At 65.3% G+C, this 23584-nt stretch carries 21 protein-coding genes and 2 pseudogenes; 3 read left to right on the top strand and 20 right to left on the bottom strand.

Features of this window, described 5'->3' with window-relative positions; genetic code table 11:
- From CWS39_RS29630 to CWS39_RS17085, 4 genes and pseudogenes are all read right to left on the bottom strand, one after another.
- A pseudogene (locus tag CWS39_RS29630) lies at positions 1 to 244 on the bottom strand (hypothetical protein); the annotation flags it as partial.
- On the bottom strand, positions 226 to 1578 hold the full coding sequence (locus tag CWS39_RS17095) for a hypothetical protein (protein ID WP_199178158.1): 1353 nt from the start codon (positions 1576 to 1578) through the stop codon (positions 226 to 228). The pseudogene CWS39_RS29630 and the gene CWS39_RS17095, both read right to left, overlap by 19 nt.
- Before the next feature lie 399 nt (positions 1579 to 1977).
- A pseudogene (locus tag CWS39_RS17090) lies at positions 1978 to 2747 on the bottom strand (fructosamine kinase family protein).
- Positions 2740 to 3576 carry an SDR family NAD(P)-dependent oxidoreductase gene (locus CWS39_RS17085; RefSeq protein WP_102144119.1) on the bottom strand — a complete coding sequence of 279 codons (837 nt, stop codon included), beginning with the start codon at positions 3574 to 3576 and terminating at the stop codon, positions 2740 to 2742. Before CWS39_RS17085 ends, CWS39_RS17090 begins: the two are co-directional and overlap by 8 nt.
- A 123-nt stretch (positions 3577 to 3699) precedes the next feature.
- Between CWS39_RS17085 and CWS39_RS17080 the strand changes: the two genes are divergently transcribed.
- A complete protein-coding gene (locus CWS39_RS17080; protein ID WP_102144118.1) occupies positions 3700 to 5334 on the top strand; it encodes an HNH endonuclease signature motif containing protein in 1635 nt (544 codons plus the stop codon).
- A 12-nt stretch (positions 5335 to 5346) separates the two neighbouring features.
- On the opposite strand, the gene CWS39_RS17075 is transcribed toward CWS39_RS17080, so the two are convergent.
- From CWS39_RS17075 to fadD5, 13 genes are all read right to left on the bottom strand, one after another.
- Entirely contained in the window at positions 5347 to 6198 is an 852-nt protein-coding gene (locus CWS39_RS17075; RefSeq protein WP_102144117.1) for a mammalian cell entry protein, read from the bottom strand.
- Positions 6165 to 6725: a mammalian cell entry protein gene (locus tag CWS39_RS17070; RefSeq protein ID WP_102144125.1), complete on the bottom strand. Its 561-nt coding sequence runs from the start codon at positions 6723 to 6725 to the stop codon at positions 6165 to 6167. Before CWS39_RS17070 ends, CWS39_RS17075 begins: the two co-directional genes overlap by 34 nt.
- Positions 6722 to 7696 (bottom strand): RDD family protein, encoded by a 975-nt coding sequence (locus tag CWS39_RS17065; protein WP_102144116.1) that lies wholly within the window; start codon positions 7694 to 7696, stop codon positions 6722 to 6724. The genes CWS39_RS17070 and CWS39_RS17065 overlap by 4 nt, the downstream gene beginning before the upstream one ends.
- On the bottom strand, positions 7693 to 8343 hold the full coding sequence (locus tag CWS39_RS17060) for a hypothetical protein (RefSeq protein ID WP_102144115.1): 651 nt from the start codon (positions 8341 to 8343) through the stop codon (positions 7693 to 7695). Before CWS39_RS17060 ends, CWS39_RS17065 begins: the two co-directional genes overlap by 4 nt.
- A complete protein-coding gene (locus CWS39_RS17055; protein ID WP_102144114.1) occupies positions 8313 to 9866 on the bottom strand; it encodes an MCE family protein in 1554 nt (517 codons plus the stop codon). Before CWS39_RS17055 ends, CWS39_RS17060 begins: the two co-directional genes overlap by 31 nt.
- A 3-nt stretch (positions 9867 to 9869) precedes the next feature.
- Positions 9870 to 11009, bottom strand: coding sequence for a virulence factor Mce family protein (locus tag CWS39_RS17050; protein ID WP_102144113.1), 1140 nt, complete (start codon positions 11007 to 11009; stop codon positions 9870 to 9872).
- A complete protein-coding gene (locus CWS39_RS17045) occupies positions 11009 to 12652 on the bottom strand; it encodes a virulence factor Mce family protein (RefSeq protein ID WP_102144112.1) in 1644 nt (547 codons plus the stop codon). Before CWS39_RS17045 ends, CWS39_RS17050 begins: the two co-directional genes overlap by 1 nt.
- Before the next feature lie 9 nt (positions 12653 to 12661).
- A complete protein-coding gene (locus CWS39_RS17040) occupies positions 12662 to 14245 on the bottom strand; it encodes an MCE family protein (protein WP_102144111.1) in 1584 nt (527 codons plus the stop codon).
- A complete protein-coding gene (locus tag CWS39_RS17035; RefSeq protein WP_102144110.1) occupies positions 14242 to 15273 on the bottom strand; it encodes a virulence factor Mce family protein in 1032 nt (343 codons plus the stop codon). Before CWS39_RS17035 ends, CWS39_RS17040 begins: the two co-directional genes overlap by 4 nt.
- On the bottom strand, positions 15270 to 16490 hold the full coding sequence (locus tag CWS39_RS17030; RefSeq protein WP_102144124.1) for an MCE family protein: 1221 nt from the start codon (positions 16488 to 16490) through the stop codon (positions 15270 to 15272). Before CWS39_RS17030 ends, CWS39_RS17035 begins: the two co-directional genes overlap by 4 nt.
- Before the next feature lie 5 nt (positions 16491 to 16495).
- Entirely contained in the window at positions 16496 to 17365 is an 870-nt protein-coding gene (locus CWS39_RS17025) for an ABC transporter permease (RefSeq protein ID WP_102144109.1), read from the bottom strand.
- Position 17366: 1 nt separating this feature from the next.
- Positions 17367 to 18164, bottom strand: a complete 798-nt coding sequence (locus tag CWS39_RS17020; protein WP_102144108.1) for an MlaE family ABC transporter permease — start codon at positions 18162 to 18164, stop codon at positions 17367 to 17369.
- A 212-nt stretch (positions 18165 to 18376) separates the two neighbouring features.
- The gene (gene fadD5, locus CWS39_RS17015; protein WP_102144107.1) at positions 18377 to 20032 is read right to left on the bottom strand and encodes a fatty-acid--CoA ligase FadD5; all 1656 of its coding nucleotides are present in this window, start codon (positions 20030 to 20032) and stop codon (positions 18377 to 18379) included.
- Between the two features lie 135 nt (positions 20033 to 20167).
- Between fadD5 and CWS39_RS17010 the strand changes: the two genes are divergently transcribed.
- Positions 20168 to 20878 carry a GntR family transcriptional regulator gene (locus tag CWS39_RS17010; protein ID WP_233213546.1) on the top strand — a complete coding sequence of 237 codons (711 nt, stop codon included), beginning with the start codon at positions 20168 to 20170 and terminating at the stop codon, positions 20876 to 20878.
- Between the two features lie 34 nt (positions 20879 to 20912).
- On the opposite strand, the gene CWS39_RS17005 is transcribed toward CWS39_RS17010, so the two are convergent.
- Both CWS39_RS17005 and CWS39_RS17000 read right to left on the bottom strand, forming a co-directional pair.
- Positions 20913 to 21347, bottom strand: coding sequence for an SRPBCC family protein (locus CWS39_RS17005; protein ID WP_102144105.1), 435 nt, complete (start codon positions 21345 to 21347; stop codon positions 20913 to 20915).
- A 17-nt stretch (positions 21348 to 21364) separates the two neighbouring features.
- On the bottom strand, positions 21365 to 21793 hold the full coding sequence (locus CWS39_RS17000; RefSeq protein WP_102144104.1) for an acyl-CoA thioesterase: 429 nt from the start codon (positions 21791 to 21793) through the stop codon (positions 21365 to 21367).
- Positions 21794 to 21828: 35 nt separating this feature from the next.
- On the opposite strand from CWS39_RS17000, the gene CWS39_RS16995 reads away from it, so the two are divergent.
- Entirely contained in the window at positions 21829 to 22923 is a 1095-nt protein-coding gene (locus CWS39_RS16995; RefSeq protein ID WP_102144103.1) for an alcohol dehydrogenase catalytic domain-containing protein, read from the top strand.
- Here the strand turns inward: CWS39_RS16995 and CWS39_RS16990 are convergent.
- A complete protein-coding gene (locus CWS39_RS16990) occupies positions 22920 to 23567 on the bottom strand; it encodes a TetR/AcrR family transcriptional regulator (protein ID WP_102144102.1) in 648 nt (215 codons plus the stop codon). The genes CWS39_RS16995 and CWS39_RS16990 overlap by 4 nt on opposite strands.
- Between the last annotated feature and the right edge of the window lie 17 nt (positions 23568 to 23584).

The following is a 23584-nucleotide window of genomic DNA, read 5'->3' as shown; positions in this document are numbered from 1 at the left end:
AGTTCCACGAGACTCGGGACATGCTCAAGGTCGTTAGCGCCGGCGTCAGCGCCGTGCCAATCGGGTTGTTCAGGTTCGCACCGGTCAGCAAGTTGACGACATCGACTACCAGATATGTCGGCTCAAGAAGCGGAAGACTCTTGGCATCAAGCGTGTAGTAGATATTGAGCTTGGGACCCTTCGTTGGGTCGTCACCAGGATTAGCCAGATAGTCCGCAATATCCGCTAGCAGCTGTGACCCCACCTGGCCGCCCAGGTCGGCGACGATGTCTGGAATCGATTGATTCCTGAGAATGTAGGTCGGGAAAGCACCTGCCGCAACGTTATTCGCCATTGTGAACGGGTTGGCCACGCGGCGAAGTCTGACATTGGCAGGTACTCGGCCGTCGCGTCGATCTTGATCGGGATCAGGTTTGCACCGCCGAGCGTTAGTCCGAGGAACTGCACATCGTTCAGAAGGCCTTCTCCGTCGGTGCTGCTTTGGACTTGCGTGTCCGGGGTGACGGTGTCGATGCCGACAAGCCGGAACAACGGGTAGGCGCGCGCCAGGATTCCACCGTTCGCTCGACCTGGGTTGTCGATCAGCAGCATCGGCATGATCGTGAAGCTGCCGAGAATCGGGTCAGTTCCGGTAAAGGCGGCGCCGCCTGGCTGGTTCGGTAAGTCGGCAACGACTTGCGGGTATGCAGCGCCAGCTGCGAACGCTCCTAGCCCGACACCGATAACAATTGGCGCTCGCAGCGCAACCAGGTCAGGCAAGTCCGCAAGCGTCGGACCGGGTTCAAGCGGGGTGAGAGCGTCGAGGATCAGATTTATGGCTGCAACATCGACACCAAGCTCATCGAGCAGGCCGGCGACTCCCACGTCTAGATAGTCGGTGTTATTGATGTCCTCGGCAATTGAGTTAGGGAAAGGTGGTACCCATCCGAGGTCCACACCCAACAGTTTGAGCAACGTGAACGGCCACCCCGCCGTTACGACGTTAAGGCCGGGGACCGGATCGCCGGACAGATCGAGGGGGCTACTTAGATCAAGCCCCAGCAGGTCAAGAAGTCCGCCTAGATCCTCCGCATCAAGAGCATCAGCCAACTCCGGCCCCACCACGCCGGCCACGAGACCCGCAAGTGTTTCACCAAGCGCAGGTGTTAGCACCTGTTCCAGGAGTGGAGTCACCACACCCGTAAGGTCCAGCGGAACTGCACCAAGTCCACTAGCTAGCACGCCGTCGAGCGCACCACCGAGAAGGTTGGTTACCAAGCTCTCGGGATCAACCCCCGCGGCTTCAGCGAGCGCCGCCAGATTGATGTTCTCTACAAAGGCGGTCAAAAGTTGCGCGCCGATCTCCTGCGCTAGGTCATAGCCCGCGGTGCCGAGCCCGCCGGTCAGATCCGGGATCTGCTCGGGCGGCGGGAACGGACGGAAGTCGGCTTGGAGGTCGACATTTGGGTCGACGAAGGCTGCATTCGCTTTCGGTGGCGGAGCAACGCCCACCGTCAACGCGGTAACTGTTGCCGTTGCCGCACTGATCGTCGCCACCTTCTTCGTACTGCTCCGCAACTTCCGGTGTTTCGACGCCATCTGACCTGTCCCTTCACCCGGAATCTCAGCTACTTCTCAGGCACCGTAACACCGCTTTCATGCTTCGGAGAGAGATTGCTGAGAAATTTCTATGTACGTCAGCGCGCGCTTATCGCAAATATTCTTCTGCATCGCCGTCAATTAGCTTGCCGCAGCTAGACCGCGATCCTTCTTACCTTCCCGTCATATGGCAGCAACTGTCATATCTACGCAACCGTAGGTTGCTGGAACTCGCCAGAATCCTCGATAACTTCCACCGTTGCCGGAATCTGTACCGGCAACGTGAGCTTCGGATTCCGCAGCTAGTTCCCAACCGTTTCGAACTGGTGGATACGGTCCAGATCACCGTCCCGCGGCTTTCGGGTGCGTCGACCCAGCTGACAGCTACGGATTGCGTCGTTAACTGTTGCTCATCAACGCGCTCTGCGCGGAGGCCTCAGCCTCAGCGCCATAGCCGCCTCCGAACAGCACCACGTGCGCCAGCAGCGGGTACAGCTGATGCAGTCCCGTCCTCTCGCGCCAGCCCTCCGGCAGCGGGTGCACGGATTGATAACCCTCCAGGCTTCACCGAGGAACGGGCAGCCGAATAGCGCGAGCATCGCCAGATCGGTCTCGCGATGACCCCCATGGGCCGCGGGATCGATCAGCGCGACACCTTCGGACGTCCACATCACGTTGCCGCTCCACAGATCACCGTGCAGGCGTGCCGGGCGGTCGTCGTCGTCGAACGCACCCGCCAAGCATTGGTCCATGACCTCGTCGACCGCGGTCCGGCCGGCCGCGCTCAGCCGCGGCGCGGCCAGGTCGGCCATCGGCCGCAACCGCTCATACGCATAGAACTCGCCCCAGCGCTCGTGCGCGGTGAACGACATCGGGAGTGGCTGCGACATCGGGCCGAAGTATCCGGGACCGCCCCAATTATCCGGTCCCACACCGAATGACGAGGCACCAGCGTCATGGGTCACGGCCAGGTGTGCGCCGAAGTCACGCGCCGCCGCCGGCGTTGGCGAGACCGAATCCAAGCGCTCCAGCGTCAACGGCGTTGCGTCACAAGACACCACACGCGCACACCGAACTCCGCCGTCCACCGCGAGCCATCGCAAGCCCGCCGCCTCTACGCCGAAGAAGCCTGGCGGGGCGTCCGGGTTTCTCTTGACGAAATCACCCACGCGGTAGGCGCATCATCGTTGCGATCATTCGATCACGCAGTGCCGTTGGAAGATTGGTCACAAATGCAGTCTGCATCTTCGGACCTAGTCCGACGACATAGCGTGCCCGCGGCCGTCGGGCCGTCAACGCCTCTTCCACGACGGCGGCGACCTTCTCCGCCGGTACCGCCATCCGCTGCGACATCGGCACAAATTTCTTCATGGCCGCAATGTGTTTCGCATACAACGCGCGCTGCTCTGGTGACATCGCCGCTTCGGTCTCCAGCACCATCGTGTCGGCGTTGCGCCAGATGTCGGTGTCGGTCTGGGCAGGTTCCACTAGTACGACGGGAATCCTCCAGGGCCGCAACTCCACTCGAAGCGCGTCAGCGGCCGCCTCCAGTGCGAACTTCGAGGCGCAGTAGGCTCCGATGAGCGGCGTCGAGATCTTTCCGTTGACGCTCGAGATGAATACGGTGCGGCCGTGCGATTGCCGCAGTTTCGGCAGCACTGCCCGCGTCACCGCCAGCTGGCCGATGATGTTGATCTCCAACTGCTTTCGCCATTCATCTGTACTCACCGTCTCAATGGCTCCGGCAACGACGACGCCGGCGTTGTTGACAATCGCGTCCAGTCGATCAGGCAGCGCCTCTGGCAGTTTGGCGATGTGGTCGGCACTGGTGACGTCCAGCATCACCGCCGAGATCTGCTGCGGGTTGACCTTGGTGATCGCATCGGCGTCCGCCGTGGACCGAACCCCGGCGATGACGTCCCAGCCGGTGGATGCGAGGCGCTCGACGATCGACTTGCCGATACCGCGAGCCGCACCGGTGACGAGTACTGATGGCATGCCGTGAGAGTAGTCCCGACAAATTTCGCCGCCGCGACTGGAGTTATCCCCAGTTGCGAGTTCATCCACAGGTGGAGGGCATAGCGGTGGCCATCGTCAGGGCCTGCCGCTAACTTCGAAAACATGTTCGATTGTTCGTCGCCGAATGTCGTCGAGCTTGCTGCGTTGGACAACGCGGCGCTGGTGGATTTGGTGCGCGCTTTCGCCCGGGCCGAGAATGCGGCGTGTGCGCGCAAGCAGGCGGTAATGGCCGAACTGTTCTGCCGGCGTACTAAATGTGCCAGCGCCCAGGAGCGCCACGACTGGTGGATTGATCCAGAGTGGTCGGTGGGCGCCGAGTTGGGCGCAGCCCAGGGCATCAGCCAGGGCTTGGCGTTGGGGCAAGCGCACCGCGGGGTCGCGCTGCGCGAGCGGCTTCCCAAGGTGGCCGAGTTGTTCGCGGCCGGGGAGATCACCGATTTGTTGGTGCGCACGATCGTGTACCGCACGCATCTAATCGAAAACCCCGAAGCGCTGGCGGCGGTCGATGCGTTGCTTGCCGATCAGGTCAAGCGGTGGGGACCGTTGTCGCAGAAGAAGACCGAGCACGCCATTGACGCGCTGATCGATCAGGTGGATCCGGGAGCGCTGCGCCAGACGCGACGACTGGACCGTCAACGGTGGCTGGAGTTCGGCACACCCGATGACGAGGCCGGTTTCGAGAGCATTTATGGCCGGTTATACGCCAGCGATTCCGCGCTCGTAGAGCGCCGGGTCAAAGAGCTGGCCCGCACGGTCTGCGACGACGACCCACGCACGCTGAAGGAGCGACTGGCCGACTCATTGGCCGCGATGGCGGTCGGCGCGGACCGGCTGCCGTGCGGCTGCGGGGACGAGAACTGCCCTGCGGGGCCCTCAGATGCACCGGAGCGCAACATTGTTCTGCATCTGGTTGCCGACTCCACCGCCGTAGCCGCTGCCGCCACCCCACCGGCAGCGCCTGCGCCCGAGCCGGATCCCACGCCGCCAAACGATCCGCCACCCGAGCCGGACCCCGCCACGCCGAAGGATCGGCCACCATCAACTGCGCCAGCGGGTGCGTCTGCGCCCCGGAGCCTGTTGCCGGAGTCGTCGTTGGTGATCGACGGCAACGGCGCGCTGGTGCGGCCGGCGTGCGCGCCGCCGGCGTACGTGATGGGAGGCGGGCTGATGCCCGCGCCTCTGCTCGCGGGGCTGATGGATCGGGCCGTCGTACGTGAGGTCGTCCATCCCGGGGCCGCACCGCCCGAGCCGCGGTATACCCCTTCACGGAAGTTGGCCGACTTCGTGCGTTGCCGCGATCTGACGTGTCGCTGGCCAGGCTGCGATAAACCCGCCGACTTGTGCGACTTGGACCATACGGTGCCCTACCCTTATGGGCCGACGCATGCCTCAAATCTGAAGTGCCTGTGCCGTTTTCACCATTTGATGAAAACGTTCTGGGTAGGCAATCCGGGCTGGCGTGACCGACAACTGCCCGACGGCACAGTGATCTGGACTTCCCCAACAGGCCATACCTACACGACCTATCCGGGTGCCCTGTGGCACTTCCCGATGCTGTGCACACCTACCGGCACCCTCGAGCTGCCTGACACGATGCCACCGGCCGGCCACGGCCGTGGGGTGATGATGCCCAAACGGCGACGAACCCGCGCTGAAGATCGCGCCCGCCGCATCGCCGAAGAACGCGGACTCAACGACGACCACGTCGCCAAACGCAACAGACCGCCACCCTTTTAAGAGCGGGCCACGCTAGAGCCGCGGCGTCAGATCCAGGCTGGTGATGGCGGTCATCCGATTGATCAACCAGTCGCCGCCGCGGCGTTCCATCGTCAAGCGGTACGACAGATACCGTAGCGACGGGATGTTTTTCGACGCTGGACTGGTGGCCACCGAATTGGTGTAGACGATCGCGGTCGCCTCCGTCGGGCCGACCGATTCCACCGCCGTGCCCATCACCTCGGTGTTGTTCGACACCTGCGCCTGCTTGTTGGTCGCCACGATGGCGTCGATGTAGCGCCGGTACTCGTGCGCGAAATCCCCGGACAAGAATTTGGCCGACCGGTCCGGCAACGACTCCATGTCCTCTGGCGTGTACGTCCACAACGTGGTGATGGCGTTGGCGGCCGTCCGCGCGATATCGACCTTGGTGTGCACCAACGCTCGGTCCGCCAGGTACGGCTGCGCCATCGCCCCGGCGAATGCACCCGCCGCCACGAACAGCGCTGCCGCGGCCGCCGCCGCGATTGTCAGGCGCTTACCCGCCGCCTGATGCGGCACCAACACCACCGGTTCCTCGTCGGCGGTGTCCTCAGCATCAGAAACATCAGAAGAGTCGGATTCCGCGGTTTCACCTTCGTCCGCTGGATCTTCGACCACCGGCTCAACCGGTTTCGCCGTCCGCCCCGCTTTCCCGACCGGCTTCTTCGGCTCCGGCTCCGAGGCAGTCTCGGAGGCGGGCGCATCCTCTGGCTCGGATTCCGGCTGCGGCGACGCACTTTCGGCACGCCTCCGCCAGAACTGCCACCGCCGAGGACGGGCCGTCGGCGTCTCCTCGGCGGCTTCGGTGGTCAGATCACCTGAATCAGGTTGCTGATCTTCCACTGTTGTCCTTCCTTGGTAGCCGTTGCAATCCAACGGTTTCCGCTCTCGATCGTCGACTTCCCGTCCGGCGTTTTGGTGGTGACCTTCGTTGCCACCAGCACTTCGGCGCTGCCGTTGTCACTCCACCGCTGCACGCCCGCCTCCAGCACGGTGCCCTTCGTGGGTTCGGCCCGCGCCACCTGCAGCAGGATCTCGTTCTTGCGCTCGGAGAACATTTTTGCGAATTCCCCGGTGCCTTTCGACTGGATCCGGTCCGCATAAGCGTTGGCGTTGAACGGATCCAGCGACGTGTAGTCGGTCATGAAGCTCCGCACATAGTCCAGCGCCGCCGCAGTGCGCAGCTCGGTGCGCCGGTCCATTTCATGGCGGACCAACATGAACGTGCTCGCCCCCACCGCCGCCGCGATCAACACCGCCGCCAGACCGGCCACCACCGGCAGGCCCCACCGCCGAGGCGGCTTAGGCTCCACGGGTTCCACCTCGAAGAAGTCACGCTCCTGCGCCTCGACGCGCCGCCGCGGGCTCACTGGCCGGCCTCCTGCAACTGCGGACTCTTCAATACCGTCAGATTCGCCACCCGCCACTTTCCGTCGGCGGACTTGTCGAAATCCACTCGTACGGTGGCGGTGATGAACTTCAAATCCTTTGCGTTGGCGCCGCGTTGGCCCTGCATCGCCATCAGCATGGCCGCCTGATTCTCGGATGCCGACAGCACCGCACTGCTGACCGCCCAGTACTCGTTGTTCGTCGGCCCGGCCTTGCGCACCGCCGCCTGCTGAGCAGCCAACTGTTCGCGGTAGTTATCCGTCGCCAGCTCCTGCGCTCGCTTGAAGTCGTCCTCGATCGTGTCGGCGTTGTAGCTCAGCATCTGCTCGACGATCCGCGGCCCCTCCTCGGCAATCTGCGAACGCGCCGCGTCCACCGCCTGGTCCTGCCGATACACGGCCAGATAGCCAAGCGCGACCGCCCCCGCGCACACAAGCGTCGCCGCCACCAACACCCAACCGACCGGCCGCCGCATGTCCCGCTCGGGCCGCGGCACCGAAAGCACTTCGGTCCGCACCAGCAGATCGGCGAACGTCCGTCGCCGCCGATCCCACAACGGCCACAGCCATCCCACGAAAATCGCCAGCGTGTCCAGCACATGCGCGACATCGCGCAGCATCAGCCGGAACACTCCAGCGTCGGCGCCGTCACGACGCACCACGCGGATGCCGAACAGCGCCCGTCCCAGGCTCCAGCCTGTCATGCTCGGCAGCAGCCACCGGTTGACGGCCATCGCCACCACCGTCGCCGCCGCCCCCGCGGTGAACACCCACCACAGCCACCCTTGCTGCGGCGCGGTCAGGGCCGAAAGCGCCAGCGTCACAAGGACAGCCAGCCCCACCAATACATCCACCGCGAACGCCCCGGCACGCGCCCCCCACGAGGCAAGCACCTCCGTCGACTGGGAGTCGCCAGCCGCTACATCCGCGTTTGTGTCAAGCACCGCCGTCACGAAGCAACCTGATCCAGCCTGGCGACCTTGTACGTGCCGTCGACTGGCGCCATCTGGACCCGCAACCGGTACCCCTGCTCCTGGTCGGTCGCCTCGGTGTTGGAGACCTTGACCCGCAGCGCCACCAGCAGATCCATCGTCCCGTCGTCGTTGTGCTTCTCCACCGCCGCCCGCATGTCCGAGACCTGCACCTTGACGTTGGCGGCCTTGTACGCGTCGACGAGCATGCTGCTGTACAACGTGGCCTGCGCACCGAAGTCGCCGGTGGAGCATTCGATGATCTTGGTCTGGCTCGCCGTGATCGCCTCGATGTCGGGTGCCTGCGTGGCGGTCACGCACTCCTTCGCGGCCTGTATCGCGGTCGCTTCGTTACGCGCGATCTCTTCACTGTCCTGGTGCGACCGCAAGGCAAGCCACCCGCCGACGCCCGCTCCGATCGCCGCCAGCACCAGGCCCGCACAGATGCCGGCCACCCAGCCGCGACCCAGCCGCGACGGACGTCGCCCGGGTCCCTCGGCGTTGTCGACCTGCTCTGGGAACTCCTCGGCTCGTTCTTCCGTAGATTCCGTAGGTACTTCTACCGACTGGTCCGGCGTCTCATCAGCAGGGGTGGGGTTCAGCTGGCGGGTGCCAGCATCTCCTTCCATCCGTCGTCTCCTGGGTTACTCGAATTGCTGACGGAGTACTTCACGCCGTCCGGTCCAACCACCTCGCCGCTGGATGGGCTGTAGATGGCTGTGCTGCCTGCTGCCGGAGTGTAGATGCAGGGATTGGGTTGTTGTCCACTGCACGTGACAGTTCCCTGGCCAGGCGGGGTCAACGGGTCACTGACCGGGGCCGGCGACGAGGTTTCCGGTAGCTGGCTGGCCGGCAGCGGGTTCATCCCGTTGTTGATCGACGGTGCCGGAATCACCCGGCCAGGGTCGACCGGCTGATCGCAGCGGGCACCCGGCGCGGGGCAGTTGCGAATCTGGTTCGGATCGCCGTACCACGGGTTTGTGCCCAGCGGGGTGTACGGCTCGTCGCTGCGGCATTCGCGTGGCGAGGCCGCCCGCTTGCCCGGCACGTCCACACAGGGCAGGTTGCGCGCGCCGCGAACCACATTGCCCTGGTAGTCCTTCGGGATCTTGCAGTACAGCCCCTTCGGCAGCGGCGCCGTGCTGGTATCGGCCGGCGAGCGCCACTCCGACGCCGGCAGGAAGCCGGTCAGGCAGGGCGGCGGCTGGTTGATCGACAACGCGAAGTGTATCAGACCCTTCGGCGCGAAGATCGTCGCGGTGTCCGCGGCCGGACCGACCTGCGGGAAGATCACCAGGATCTGCTCGAGCGGCTTGTTGTAGCGCTTGAGCAAGTCAATCACGATCTCGAGGTTGGCCAACGTCTGCGGCAACGATTCACGAACATTGCTGAACACGGTGTTCAGCTGATCCAGCGTCGGTGCCGCCTGCTGCAGCCCGCTGCGCAACGCCGCGTCCTGCTGTGCGGCCTGCGTCGCCAGGATGTTCAGGTTGCGCGACCACTGCTCGATCGCGGTGCCGGACTGCACCTGGCTGTCCAGGATGGGCGCCGAGTTCGCGATGATGTCGTTGACCGGCCCAAGGTTGTCCTTGAAGTCACTGGCGATGTTCGTCGTTGAATCGACCAACCGCTGCAGTGCGGGGCCCAATCCGCCTACGGCTTGGGCGGTTTCGGTGAGCAGATTGTCGATCTGCTCCGCAGGTAGTGCCTCCAGCCCGTCGTAGGCGGCATCGATCGCCGGCCCGACTTCGGTGGGCACGGTACTTTCGGTGATCGTCTGCCCCGGCTTGAAGTACTGTCCCGGCGCGCCCGTCGACACCAGGTCGAGGTACTGCTCACCGACCGCGGACACGGAGCGCACGTTGGCCGTGGCATCGATCGGGATCTTGTACCTGTTGTCGATGCTCATCGTGGCGCGCGCGCCCTGTTCGGTCGGCTCGACCGCGGTCACCTTCCCGATCGTCGTGCCTCGATAGGTGACGTTCGACGTCTCGTACAGACCGCCCGACCGCGGCAGGTCGGCGTGCAGCGTGTACTGCCCGATCCCCATCAGCGCGGGGATACGCAGGTAGTACCAGCCCAACGCGACCAGTGCGATCAACGTGACGATCCCGAACAGGATCAGCTGGATCCGGATGTAGCGCGTCAACACGGCTCATTCACCCCTTATGACCAGCGGTCCGCCCGGCACGTTGTGCGGGTTCGGCGTGAACCGCACATCCGGAATCATGGTGGCCGGGTCGCGGCCCCAGGCCTGCTCGAGTGCACGCAGCATGCCCGAAACACCTGTGCCCGACAGGATCCCGTTGTCCACCGAGGACAGCGTCAGGTCGATCATCGCCGACACGTTGATGTAGTCGCCCCGAATCGCTTTCGGCACACCCTTCACCGAGAACGGGAAGCTGATCAGGATGTCCAACGCGCCGATCGCGTAGGGCGCTGCCTTGGCCACCTCCCCGAGTGGGTCCTGCAGCAACTCGAGGTTGGTGTGCAACGGATCGTTGGTCTGCTCCAGCGTCGGACCGGCCGCCGCGCTGAGCCGTCCCACGGCCTCGACGGCGTTGGTGAACAGATCCTTCGTTTCCGCGAAATGCTTGATCAGCGGCGGGAACTCGGTCAACACCCGATCCAGGGTGTTGTTGCGATTCGCGACGATCGTCAACAACTCGTTGGTGGAATCGATCGCGCGGGTGATGTCCTGCGACTGCTGATTCAGTTCATCGGTGAACACGTCGAGCTTGTTGAAGATCTCCCGAATCTCGCCGGCGCGCCCGGTCAGCAGGTTGTCGATCTCGGTCTGAATCACCTCGAGATTCGGGATGCCACCGCCGGTGAGGATGGTGGCGACGCTGGCCAGCACCCGCTCGATGCTCGGGTAGGCCGACGAGTTGGCCAACGGAATCGTGTCGCCGTCCTTCAACGGCTCCGACGACGGATCCGGCGGTGACAACAGCTCTACGTGCTGCGATCCCAGGAGGCTGGTCTGACCGATCCTGGCCTGAGCGTTGGCCGGCAGTTTGATATCTGGCTGCAACTCCAACGTGAGCGTGGGCACCCAGTTCTTCAACTCGATGTTGCGCACGTTGCCCACGTAGACGTCGGCCACCCGCACGCGGCTGTTGGCGTTGAGCGCCAACGTTTCCGGCATCTGCACGTACACCGTCATGGGGTTGTCACCACCGGGACCACCGGGCAACGGCAGGTTGGCGACACCGCGCCAACCGCACGACGACAGCACCACCGCGACGGCACCGAGCGCCATCGCGCGGTAGGCGATCTGAGTCAACTTAGCCATCACGGTGCTCCTGCTTCAGCGGGCAGCGGTGGTCCGGCCGGGGCGGCCGGCGCAGGCGCCGGACCCGATCCCGGATTGGGCGCCGACATGGCCCCCAACGGGTCGCCGGGTAGCACACCCGGCGCGGGTCCGGGCGGAGGCCCTGGCTGCGGATACCACGGCGGCGGCAACGGGTTGCGCTCGTCGTAGGCGTTCGGCGGTCCAGGCAGCTTGCCGCTTGGCCCGACCCCGAAGGCGGGCGGCGCCGGCGGTGCCGCGATGTCCGGGCCGCCCATCAGCTCGGCGAGCGACTCGGGGGTGAGCATGGCCGCGGTCGCCGGCTGCACGTCCACACCCTGCATGCCGGGTGCGACGGTCCAGCCCGGCTCGTGGTTGCCGTGCGAGAACAACGTGTCGCGGGAGAAGATGCCGGGCACCGTGGTGTCCTTGTAGCCCGGCGGCGGCTGCAGCCGCGGCTCGGAGTACGAGATCTGCTTGGGCAGGGTCAGCGCGGAGCTGAACTGGTTCAGACCGAACGGCGGATAGTTGAACTTGATCGCGTCGAGAATCGGCCCCAGATACTGCGCGCACAGTTCGGCGGATTCCTGGTAGCCCAGTCGGCTGCCGGCCTGAATCGCGCTGCAGATGAACTGCATTGGGTTCGCGAAGCCGTTGATGACCGGCAGGCTCATCACGCCGCCGCTGTTGCGGGTCAGGATGTTGACCAGGTTCGCCGCGAGGGTGGGATACACATGCAGGAACGTCTCCAACCCGTTGAACGGCTCCGGCTGCACCAGCGCGGTCGTCACGTCGGACAGGTTGTTGACGTCGTGCGTCAGGACCTCGGCGTTCTCATCGAGGAAGCCGCGGGTGGTGGTCAGCAGGGTGTCGAGATCGCGCAGCGCGGTGGCCAGCTCCTGATCGGAGTCGGTCAGCGAGTTGGTGAACTGGGCGATGTCGTCGTTGAGCGCGACGAACTGCTGATCGCTCTTGTACAGCGCGTTGACGAACAGCGCCAAACTCTTGACCACACCGAAAAAGTCGCCGCGGCTCTGGTTCAGCGTCGTCAGCGCGTCGGACAAACTGGTGAGCGTCTTGTTGAGCTGTTCGCCCTTGCCCTCCAGCCCGTAGGCGAACGACTCGATGACATCACCGAACGGCCCCTTGGGCTGTTCGGGCGTCGGGCCGAGTTCACGCAGGATCCGGTTCACCGAGTCGAGCAGCTCGTTGTATTCGACGGGCACCTGGGTGCGCTCGAGCGGAATGACGGCGCCGTCCTCCATGACCGGCCCGCCGGTATACGGCGGTGACAGCTGAATGTTGCGCGACGTCACCAGGCTCGGGTTGAGGATCGACGCGGTGGCATTCGCCGGAACCTTGTACTTGTTCCGGTAGTGCAGTGTCACCTTCATCTTGTCGCCGGCGGGCTCGATCTTGTCGATGGCGCCGACCTGAACGCCCATGATCTGCACCTTGTCGCCGGGATACAGCGACAAGGTGTCCGAGAAGTAGGCGACGACGGTGTTATTGGTCACCCGCTTGTACAGCTGCCAGCCGACATAGCCGGCCACCAACGCCAGGATCACGGCGAGCGCGCCGACGATCACCGACGCCCGAGACAGGCTCGGCAACTTGATGTTTCGGATGTTGAAAATCGTTGACATCGTGCGCCCCTACTCCTGTGCCCCGGGCGGGAGGTACGGCGGGTTGCCCGGCAACGGCGCTGTTCCGGCGGGTGGTAGCTGCGGGCCCGGCCCCGGCGGTGGTGGCGGACCCACCAACGGCGCGGGATGCGGCGCGTAGCCCGGTAGCGGACCAGGCGGCGTCGGACCCGGGAACGGCCCCGGCGGTTCTTGGCGCGCCCCCGGCGGGCCCGGCGCGATCGGCACCGGGGTGCCGGGCACCACAGGCGCCGGCTGTCCGGGGATGCCGGCACTGGAGATGCCGGGCGTCGGCGGCAAGCCGCCTGGGTTCGGCTCCGAGGTCGCCACATTGGGCGGCCCGTAGTTCGGGCCGTACGGGTTGTCGCCGAACGGTCCCACGGTGGCGTGCGCACACGGCAACGGGTTACCGGGCGTCGGCAAGCCGTTCGCGGCGGGCGTGTACGAACAGGGTGAACCGGGCGGCACGGCGGGTCCCGGATGCTCCGGGGTGCCCTCGATCGGCGTCGGCGCCGGCGGCGGTGCGCCGTTCTCGAAACGCTGACCGTTGGGGTCCGGGAACCGGAACGCCGGCAGGCCGGCATCGCGCCAGAACTTCTGCGGGTCGATACCGCGGTCCTTGAACGCCGCGTCGACGAACGGCTGCAGGATCTGGTACGGCAGCAGGTTGACGAGCATGACCTTGAAGTACGGGCCGGACGAGACGGCCTCGCCGAGCGAGGTGACCAGGCCCGCAGCCAGCGTCAAGCCCTCGGCGAGATCATGTTTGCGCTCATTCAGCAGGTCGGTGACGATGCGCAGCTGCTCGAGCACCTTGTTGAGGTTCGGGTTGTCGTCGATGAGGCCCTTGAACTGTTCGGAGACCTCCGAGACCCGTTCCAGCAGTGCGCTCACCGCTTGACCGCGGGCGTTGATCTCACCCAACAGCACTTGCGCGTTGACGAGCAGCGCGTTGATCTGCCCGCCGCGGTTACCCAGGATGCCGGCCACTTTGTTGGCGTTCTCCAGCAGCTGGTTGATCTGCTCGTCGCGCTTGCCGATGGTGTCGGAGAACCGCTCCACGCCTTCCAACGCCGCGCTCAGATGCGGATACGTCTGGTCAATGGTTTCCGACAGCACGTTCAGCGAACGTTTGACCATCTGGGTGTCCCAGCCCGACGCCGCCTTGCTGACGTCGAAGAACGCATCGTAGATCTGATACGGCGTGGTGGTCTGACCCGAAGGCAGCATGCCCCCGGCCTCCATCAATTCGGTGCCCCGCGGCGTGATCTCGATGTTGCGGCGCCCCAGGATGGTGTCGGTGCGGATCGCCGCGCTGCTGTCGGTGCCGATTTGCCTGCCGCCCAGCGTGTAACCGATCACCACCCGATCGCCGTCGATCGCCATGCTCTTGACTTGGCCGACGTCCACGCCGGCGATGCGCACCCGGTCTCCGACATTGAGCCCGGCGGTGTCACTGAACTGCGCGTAGTACGTCGGCTGCGCGAACAGCATGGGCACACCCGTGAAGGTCTGCCCCACGACCGTGACGAGCGCCACCACAACGACGCCCATCAGCCCGATACGGAGTCGGTTGAATTCCGTCAGCGTTCTCATTGCGGCGTGCACCTACCCGACGGTTGTGAGGTGAGCTTGACCGTGCGGACGGGGCCGCCGGGCTGCAATCCGTTGAGCTTCAACGAGATATCGCAGGCGTAGAAGTTCAAGAAGTCGCCGTAGATGCCGCCGGCACGGCCGATGATCTTCAATGTCGGCGGCAGACTGGCCAGGTAGTCGCTGACCTGCTGGCGCTGGTCGATCAGCGGCTGCAGTGTGTTTTCCAGGTGCACCAGAGTGTCCTGCAGCAGCGGCCGGTTGTTGGACAGCAGGTCCGCGAGCGACCCTGCGGCGTCGCTGATCTGGACTGTCGAATCCGCGATCGGGTCGGCCCGGTTCTTCAGCCCGGTGATCAAAACCTCGAGGTCCTGCACCGTCTCGTCGAACTGCTTCTGATGCTTGACGGTGGTATCGAGCACGGTGTTGAGGTTGCGGATGACCTCACCGATGGCTTGGTCTCGCTCGGCCAGCGTCGACGTGAGCGCCGCGGTCTGGTCGAGGATGTCGTTGATAGTGCCGCCCTGGCCCTGGAAGATCGTCACGATCGACTCGGCGATGCTGTTGACCTTGTCCGGGTCGAGAGCCCGGAACACCGGCCGGAACCCGCCGATGAGCGCGTCCAGATCCAGTGCCGGCTCGGTGCGTTCGATGGGGATGGTGCCGCCCGCCGGCATCCGCTCGTCGCTGTCTCCGCGCTTGAGATCGAGGTAGCGGTCGCCGATCAGGTTCAAGTAGCGGATGGACGCGGTGGTGCCCTCGAACAACGGCAGTGAGCGGTCGACTTTGAAGTCGACGCGCACCTTGTGGCCGCCGTCGATCAGTTCGACCTTGTCCACCTTGCCGACCTCGACCCCGGAGGCGCGGACGAACTGACCGGAACGAAGACCGCTGGCGCTGCTGAAGATGGCCGAGTATTTGGTGGTGCGGTCGAACCGAACCTGGCCGAACACCACGATGATCATGACCGTGAAGAGCAACAGCACCAGCGAGAACGCGGCGAGCTTGATGGCGGTACCGGTGATTTTCATGGGTTGATCGTGTTCTCCCCGACCTGGCGGCCCCAGACATATTCGATGGCGATGGGTTGACCGAGTTCGAAGTGGTTGTACGGCGCGATGGAGGCACCGGTGTCAGCCACCAGATACGGAATCGGCCACAGATCCCGGGTGACCTTCTGCCAGCATCCCGGCCGACCCTCCGGGCCACCCTTGGCGTTCACCCGCGGCAAGTTGTCCGGATACACATACGGGTTGCCCGCGCCGAGGATGAACGAATGGGTTTGCAGCCCATAGCCATTCGCCCCGCCGAGCGCGGCCTCGAGTTTGGGTGCCGCGTCGTAGACGCCCTTGACGGTGCAGAACAGCGCCGGGCTGTATTCGTTGAGCAGTTGCGACGTGATGATCAGATCCTGCGCGCCGCGCACCAGGTACGGCCCGCCGCGCTCGAAGATGTCCGCGCCGGTGTTGCCGAACCCGATCGAGGCCATCAGCGTCTGATCGAGGTTGCCGCGCTGCTCGTTCAGCGTCACCGCGGTGGTGACGGCGTTCTCCAGCCCGTCGAACAGATCGGGGGCGGCGTTGGCGTACACCTCGCCCAGATCGGCCAACCGCGCGATGTCGTAACGGATCTGGGGCATCTGCGGATTGATGTCGGCCAGGATCTGGTTGCCGTGGATGATCGACTCACCGAACCGGTCGCCGAGTCCCTCGAGAGCCTGCGCGGCGGCGGTCAACGTCTGGTTCAGCTTGACCGGGTCGACCTTCTCCGAAATCGACATGATGGTCTCGAACAGGGTGTTGAACTCGGTGGTGACATGCGTGGCGTCGATGACGTTGTCAGGCGAAATACGTTGCGCCAATGGATTTTCCGGCGACGACAACGCCACATACTTGTTGCCGAACGCCGTGGTGGCCTTGATTTCGGCGTTGACGTTCGCCGGGATCAGATGGATGTACTTCGGGTTGACATTCAGGGTGAACTTCGCCGCCGGCTCACCATCGCGCTGCGTTGGCTCGATGGAATCGACGCGGCCGATGTGCACGCCGTTGAAAGTCACCGGTGTGCCGGGGTCCATCACCAACCCGGCCCGGCCGGCCAGCATCGTCAACTGCTCTTTCGGCACGAAGTAGCCGCGGAACTGCAGGAACACCAAGGCGGTGATCAACGCAACGATCAACAGCAGAGCAAGGCCCGCCAGTTTGTAGGGCGGTATGCGCGGCTGGTTCAACTTCATCGGTGTCGTCATGGCGCTCACATCGTCAAGTTGAAGTTCGGGTTGACGCCGTAGAGCGCCAACGCGGCGAACAGGACAACAACCGTCACGGATACCAAGGAGAAGCGCATCGATCGACCGACCGCCTCACCGACGCCGACCGGACCACCACTGGCGGTGTAGCCGTAGTAGCAGTGGGTGACCATCACCATCACTGCGATGAGGATTGCCTGTGCGAACGACCAGAAGACGTCTTCCGGGCGCAGGAAGGTTCGGAAGTAGTGGTCGTAGGTGCCCGACGGCTGGCCGTACAGCACCGTGGTGACGACCTGCGGGGAGATGAACGACATGAGCATCGCCAGCGCGTAGATCGGGATGATCACCACCACCGCGGCCATGATGCGGGTGGACACCAGGTAGGCGACCGACTTGATGCCCATCACTTCCAGCGCGTCAATCTCTTCGCTGATGCGCATCGCGCCGAGCTCGGCCGTCGCGCCGGCGCCGACCGTGGCGGCCAGGGCGACACCCGTGACGATCGGGGCGGCCAGGCGCACGTTGATCAGGGCGGCGAAGAAGCCGGTGAAGACGTCGATACCGATGTAGCCCAAGGACGCAAAGCCCTGGATGGCCACCAGCGAGCTACCGGCCAGGGTGACGAAGCCGACGATCGCCACCGTGCCGCCGACGACGGCCATCGCGCCGGTGCCCATGCCGATTTCGGCGATCAGGCGTAGGGCTTCCTTGCGATAGCGCCGGGTCGCCCACACGACCCCCCAGGCAGCGGTGACCGTGAAGACCGCCATCTTCCCGACGTCTTCGAGCGCGCGGCCCACGCCACCGACATAGCGGTTGAGGTTGGCGGCTGCCCGGGGGTAGCGAGCGCGAAGGACTGCGGTAGTGGACATCTCAGCGCCCCGTCCCGAACCGCACGCCGATGGTCGTCAGCACCACGTTGACCGCGAACAGCGCGATGACGCACAACACCACCGTCTCGTTCACGGCGACGCCCAGGCCCTTGGAGCCGCCCTTCACAGTGAGTCCGCGATAGCAGCCGACCAGGCCGGCGATGAGCCCGAACGTCGCGGCCTTGATGGTCGCGATCACCACTTCGGGCAGACCGGTGATCAGCGTCAGACCGGCCAGGTACGCGCCACCCGACACGTTCTGCAGATACACCCCGAATATAAAGCCCCCGACCAGACCCACGATGACCACCAGCCCGTTGAGCAGGGTGGCGACCAACGTCGCGGCGAGCACGCGCGGCACCACCAGCCGGTGGATGGGGTCGATGCCGAGCACCTCCATCGCGTCGATCTCTTCGCGGATGGTGCGGGCGCCGAGGTCAGCGCAGATGGCCGTCGAACCGGCGCCGGCGACCACGAGCACCGTCGTCAACGGCCCCAGCTGGGTGACCGCGCCGATGGCCGCGCCCGCGCCGGAGATGTCGGCGGCGCCGACCTGGGCGAGCAGGATGTTCAGGGTAAAGATGAGCAATACGGTCAGAGGAATGGAGACCGCGATGGTCGGCATGATCGCGACGCGCATGACGAACCAGCTCATCAAGATGAACTCGCGCCATTGGAACGGCCGGCGGAACAGTGCCTTGGCCGTCAGCACGCACATCCGGAAGAACCCGCCGACGGCTTCCAGGCCGGGCTGGATCTGGCCGCGGGCGTAATCAACCAGGCTGGTCTGCGTTGTCACCGGTGCACTCCCACGACAGATCTCGGATCGTCGTGGCGCCACGGCAGTCGCTGTCGCACGCCCCCTCCTTGCCCCGTCCCCGTGTGTGTGACCACCGTCTCCCTACCCGTGGGTAGTAAGTGAGACCACAGGACTGTACCCGATGCTGTGCTGACCGTACACCGCATCCGCTGGATTGAGACCCGAACCGTTAGCAAACATCTGCTCCATGCCTATGCCTCCCGGCTACCAGCAGAAACCGTTGCCGCAGAACTCCTTTCGTTTGCGTCAGCAGATTTCGCAACGCCGAACCGTGCTCGCAGTTCCGTCTTGAGGACTTTGCCGGCGGGGTTGCGGGGCAGCGCGTCGACGATCTCCAGCGCCTTCGGATGCTTGTAGCGGGCCAGCCGTTCGGTAAGGAATTCGTCGAGCTCGGCCAGATCGAGGCCGGACTCGGTGACAGCGGCTACCGCGACGGGGACTTCGCCCCACTTTTCGTCGGGGCGACCGATGACCGCGACCTCAACGATTGCGGGGTGCGCGGCGAGCACATTCTCTACTTCGGCGCAGTAGATGTTCTCGCCGCCGGAGATGATCATGTCCTTCTTACGGTCGACTACCCAGACATAGCCTTCTTCGTCCTGGCGGACCAGATCGCCGGAGTGGAACCAGCCGCCGGCGAAGGCCTCCGCGGTGGCTTTCGGGTTGTTCCAGTAGCCGGCCATCAACGTCGGTGCGCGGTAGACGATCTCGCCGACCTGGCCTACCGGCACGTCGTTCATATCGTCGTCCACCACCCGCGCGGTCACCGTCGGGATGACCTTGCCGACCGATCCGAGTTTGCGAATTGCGTCCTGTGCCAACAACATGCACGTCACCGGCGACATCTCGGTCTGTCCGAAGGCGGCAAGAATCTGGGTGCCGGGGAAAGTCTCGGACATCTCGCGCAGCAGCGTGTCCGACGCCGGCGCGGCACCCCACGACAGCACCCGCAGTTTGAGATCGCGCGGTTGGGCCTTCTGCGCGGCGCATACCGCCTGCCACTGCGCGGGCACCAGGAACATCGCCGTGACCTTCTCGGCCTCGAGCACATCGAGCAGTGCGCCGGGGTCGAACGCGCCCAGCGGGTACAGCACCGTTGGCAGGCCGAGCAGCAAACCGCCGATCATGTTGCCGATGCCGGCGATGTGGAACAGCGGCACGCCGATGAAGCCGACGTCGTTGTTGATGTCGGCGCCGGTGGTGAACAGGTTGGTCATCGCCTGGCCGGCGATATTGGTGTGGGTCAGCACCGCGCCCTTGGGCCGGCCGGTGGTGCCGGAGGTGTACATGATCAGCGCGGGCGAGTCGTTGGGGATGTCCACCGTCGGCGCGGCGTCGCCTTCTTCGGCGAGCAGGTCGTCGTAGTCGAGCACCCCGTCCTCACCGGCGCCGCCCGCGACGATCACCGTGGTGAGGGTGGCATCGAGATCCCGCACGGCGGTGGCGACGTTGGCCAACACCGACTCGGTGATGACGACCTTGGCCTGGCAGTCGCTGACCAGGAACGCGATCTCCGGCGGCGTCATCCGGAAGTTGACCGGAACCGCGATGGCGCCGAGCCTGTTGACCGCCAAGAACGATTCGATGAATTCGGTCCGGTTGAGCATCAGGATCAGCACCCGATCGCCGAACACGACACCGCGGCGGTGCAGCGCGCCCGCGAGAGCGCTGACCCGACGGTCGAGTTCACCCCAGGTGGTGGTGTGGCCGAGGAAACGCAGTGCCGTCGCGTCGGGCTGCATCAACGCGTGCCGGGCGAGTTGGTTGCACCAGTTCTGGCGGCGGGCGAGATAAGGCTGCTCGGTAGCGGATGGCACGGCGGGGTTACTCAACGTTTCGTGCTCCATCGGTCGGTGGCTTGCGCGGCGATGATATTTGATCAAACATGGTGTTGCCCCGGTCACACTATGGCCTCGGCGGCCCGGGAACAACCCCTCGGCATTGAGCGCACAACTGGCCATGGAGAGGCCGTGGAGGCCACCGTGAACGCACCCGTCAGACCACTGCCGACGCCGTCGCGCGGCGTGCGCCGCGAGCAGCTGTCCGACGAGGTCGCCGCGCGTCTGCGGGTGGACATCATGTCGGGCGCTCTGCGGCCGGGCACCTTCATCCGGCTGGACGAGACGGCCGCGGCCCTGGGTGTCAGCATCACCCCGGTGCGTGAGGCGCTGCGCACGCTGCGCGGCGAGGGCATGGTGCAGCTGGAGCCGCATCGCGGCCACGTCGTCTTACCGCTGACCCGCACCGACATCGAGGACATCTTCTGGTTGCAGGCCACGCTCGCGAGGAAGCTCGCCGCCACCGCGGCCGAACGCATCACCGACGAACAGATCGACGAGTTGGAGCGGGTGCTCGCCGACCTGGAGGACGCGGTCGCACGGTCGGACGCCGAGGCGGTGGCGGCCGCCGAATTCGCGTTCCACCGGGCGTTCAATCTCGCCAGCGGGCGCATCAAGCTGGCGTGGTTCCGGCTGCATGTGGCGCGTTACCTGCCGCCGCTGATCTATGCGAGCGACCCGCAATGGGCGACCGCGGCGATCGCGAACCACCGCGCACTGATCGAGGCGCTACGCCGCCACGATGCGGGGGCCGCGGTCGAGCTGGTCAGTGGTCAATTCACCGACGGTGCGGCACGGCTGATCGCGCGTTTGGAGCAGACCGGCCTGTGGAACGGCCCCGACGCTCCGGGGTAGTACTAAAGGTGCTCGGCGCCTGACCATCAAGCCACTAGGCCAGCTGCTCGGCGCGCGTCTTCAAGTTGTCGGCCAGGTAATCCAGCGTGTCGCCGATCGCCTTCTTGACCATGGTCTTGGGGATGGCCATCTTGGTCTCGACGTCGAGGTCGACGGTAAGCAGTGAGGTCGCGCCGATTGGGACGACGGAGAACTTCTGCTCCTGTTTGTCGAAGTGATCGCCCTGCTGCAGCACGGTGTAGATCTGATTTTCGCCCGGGTAGTAGACCGCCGTGATGAACGTGCCGGCCTGTCCCTGAACCTCGACGTCGAGCCGCAGCTGGCTGGGCCTGCCGTCGTCGTAGCGCGCCAGCACCCAGCAGCCTTTGATCTCCGGATTCCACTCCGGATACTTCTCGAAGTCCTTGACGATGGCCAGGATCGCCTCGGCGGGGGCGGCGACCTCGACGGTCTTGCTCACGAGCGGCATTGGGCGAGCATATCGGCCTACACACAAGCGGTTTTCAGCAGCGAACGGATGGCGTCGGGGATCGGCACCGGCCGTCGGGTCACCCGGTCGACATAGACGTGCACCCAGTGACCCTCCGCCGCGACGGGAGCGTCATCCACTTGAAAGATCGCGAGCCGGTAGGTGACGCTGCTGTTGCCCAGCCGCGCAACCGCCAGCCCGACCACCAGCGGGTCGGGGAACTTGAGCTCGGCGAAGTACTTGCACCCGGACTCGGCCACCACGCCCAGCCACGGCACCGCCAGCGGATCGATATCGCAGCTGGTGTTGATCCACGCGTTGATCGCGGTGTCGAACAACTCGTAGTACACCGCGTTGTTGAGGTGGCCGAACATGTCGTTGTCGGTCCACCGGGTCAGCACCGGCCAGTGCACTGGAAAATCGCGGCGGGTGAGCTCGCTGGTCATGGCTGAAGTGTCTCAGCCAGGGCAGGCTTGTCGGCATGAAGATCCGTGGAGCCGTACTCGAACAGATCGGTCTGCCCCGTCCCTACCGCGACTCGACGCCGCTGACGGTCGATGAGCTGGATCTGGCGCCCCCCGAGGACGGCGAACTTCTGGTCCGCATCGAGGCCGCCGGACTGTGTCACTCCGATTTGTCGGTCGTCGACGGGAACCGGGTCCGGCCGGTGCCGATGCTGCTGGGCCACGAGGCGGCCGGCGTCGTCGAGCAGAGCAAGGCCGACCTGGCCGTCGGACAGCGCGTCGTGATGACGTTCCTGCCGCGCTGCGGTCGCTGCCCGGCCTGCGCGACCGACGGTCTGACCCCGTGTGAGCCGGGCAGCGCCGCCAACGCCGCGGGCACGCTGATGTGCGGCGACATTCGCCTCACCCGCGACAACCGGCCCATTTACCACCACCTCGGGGTATCCGGATTCGCCACCCACGCGGTCGTCGACCGTCGCTCGGTGGTGCCGGTGCCCGCCGATGTGCCGCCCACGGTCGCGTCACTGCTCGGGTGCGCGGTACTGACGGGCGGCGGCGCGGTGCTCAACGTCGCCAAACCTCGGCCCGGTGACACCGTGGTCGTCGTCGGCCTCGGCGGTGTCGGCATGGCCGCGGTGCTCACCGCACTGGCGCACGACGACGTCCACGTCGTCGGCGTCGACCGGCTGTCCGACAAACTCGACCGTGCGCGTGAATTGGGCGTGCACGACACGTACACGCCGGAACAGGCCACCCAGCACGGCATCAAGGCGGCGGCAGTGATCGAGTCCGCCGGGCACCCGCGCGCGCTGGAGACCGCGATCGGGCTGACGGCACCCGGCGGACGCACCATCACCGTCGGCCTGCCACCACCGGAGGCGCGAATCAGCGTGTCGCCGTTGGGATTTGTCGCCGAAGGGCGCTCGCTGATCGGCAGCTATCTCGGTTCCGCCGTGCCCGCCCGTGACATCCCCCGCTTCGTGGACCTGTGGCGGGCGGGGCGGCTGCCGGTCGAAGCTCTGGTGTCGTCGACGATCACGCTTGAACAGATCAACGACGGCATGGACCAGCTCGCCGACGGTAAAGCGGTGCGGCAGATCATCCTTTTCTAACGCTGCGCTTCTATGTCGATGCCCAGCGGTGAATCGGCCCGCACAGCCTCGTCGCGAATCAGCCCCCGCAGCAAGGCGGTACTGAACTCGACGGCGATCTCCTGCGCGCCGAGCCGGCCGGTGGGCCGCAGCCAACGGTAGGCGCCCAGCGTCATGCCGATGTAGCCAAGAGCCAGCACATGAGAGTCGCACTCGTAGAACTCGCCGCTGGCGATGCCGCGGTCAATGACATCGCGGACATGCTCGTAGACCTGGGCCTCGGCGGTACGGATGTAGGCGACCTGGTCCTCGGTGAACCACTCGGCGATATACGGGTTCTCCTGGAAGTACACCGCCGCCCCGTCGATGTTGTTGGCGATGTTGGCCAGCAGACGGTGCGTGAAGTGGTAGATCGCCTCGCGCGCCGACCACGACGGCTCGTCGTGCACCGCCGCCACCGTCTGATCGGCGGCGCGCTTGTAGATGTCGTAGAGGATCAGCGACTTGCTGGCGTAATAGTGGTAGACGGTGGCCTTGTTGAGCCCGATCGCATCGGCAACGTCGTCCATCCGGGTGCCGTGATATCCGCGGGCGGCGAAGAGCTTGGTGGCGACCAGCAGCAACTCTTCGCGCCGGGACATCCCGTTGTTGGCGTCGGATGACATGGCGACTCACTATCGGC

Source organism: Mycobacterium hubeiense (genome assembly GCF_002838065.1).
Classification (GTDB): domain Bacteria; phylum Actinomycetota; class Actinomycetes; order Mycobacteriales; family Mycobacteriaceae; genus Mycobacterium; species Mycobacterium hubeiense.
Note: the sequence above shows the minus strand (reverse complement) of the source record. Positions and strands in the feature narration are given on the sequence as shown.

What these genes read in the sequence shown, in the direction of transcription:
- CWS39_RS17095 (WP_199178158.1), bottom strand. Translation starts at nt 1,578, where the DNA reads ATGGCGTCGAAACACCGGAAGTTGCGGAGCAGTACGAAGAAGGTGGCG.
- CWS39_RS17085 (WP_102144119.1), bottom strand. Translation starts at nt 3,576, where the DNA reads ATGCCATCAGTACTCGTCACCGGTGCGGCTCGCGGTATCGGCAAGTCG.
- CWS39_RS17080 (WP_102144118.1), top strand. Translation starts at nt 3,700, where the DNA reads ATGTTCGATTGTTCGTCGCCGAATGTCGTCGAGCTTGCTGCGTTGGAC.
- CWS39_RS17060 (WP_102144115.1), bottom strand. Translation starts at nt 8,343, where the DNA reads ATGGAAGGAGATGCTGGCACCCGCCAGCTGAACCCCACCCCTGCTGAT.
- CWS39_RS17050 (WP_102144113.1), bottom strand. Translation starts at nt 11,009, where the DNA reads ATGGCTAAGTTGACTCAGATCGCCTACCGCGCGATGGCGCTCGGTGCC.
- CWS39_RS17045 (WP_102144112.1), bottom strand. Translation starts at nt 12,652, where the DNA reads ATGTCAACGATTTTCAACATCCGAAACATCAAGTTGCCGAGCCTGTCT.
- CWS39_RS17040 (WP_102144111.1), bottom strand. Translation starts at nt 14,245, where the DNA reads ATGAGAACGCTGACGGAATTCAACCGACTCCGTATCGGGCTGATGGGC.
- CWS39_RS17035 (WP_102144110.1), bottom strand. Translation starts at nt 15,273, where the DNA reads ATGAAAATCACCGGTACCGCCATCAAGCTCGCCGCGTTCTCGCTGGTG.
- CWS39_RS17030 (WP_102144124.1), bottom strand. Translation starts at nt 16,490, where the DNA reads ATGACGACACCGATGAAGTTGAACCAGCCGCGCATACCGCCCTACAAA.
- CWS39_RS17025 (WP_102144109.1), bottom strand. Translation starts at nt 17,365, where the DNA reads ATGTCCACTACCGCAGTCCTTCGCGCTCGCTACCCCCGGGCAGCCGCC.
- fadD5 (WP_102144107.1), bottom strand. Translation starts at nt 20,032, where the DNA reads ATGGAGCACGAAACGTTGAGTAACCCCGCCGTGCCATCCGCTACCGAG.
- CWS39_RS17005 (WP_102144105.1), bottom strand. Translation starts at nt 21,347, where the DNA reads ATGCCGCTCGTGAGCAAGACCGTCGAGGTCGCCGCCCCCGCCGAGGCG.
- CWS39_RS17000 (WP_102144104.1), bottom strand. Translation starts at nt 21,793, where the DNA reads ATGACCAGCGAGCTCACCCGCCGCGATTTTCCAGTGCACTGGCCGGTG.
- CWS39_RS16995 (WP_102144103.1), top strand. Translation starts at nt 21,829, where the DNA reads ATGAAGATCCGTGGAGCCGTACTCGAACAGATCGGTCTGCCCCGTCCC.
- CWS39_RS16990 (WP_102144102.1), bottom strand. Translation starts at nt 23,567, where the DNA reads ATGTCATCCGACGCCAACAACGGGATGTCCCGGCGCGAAGAGTTGCTG.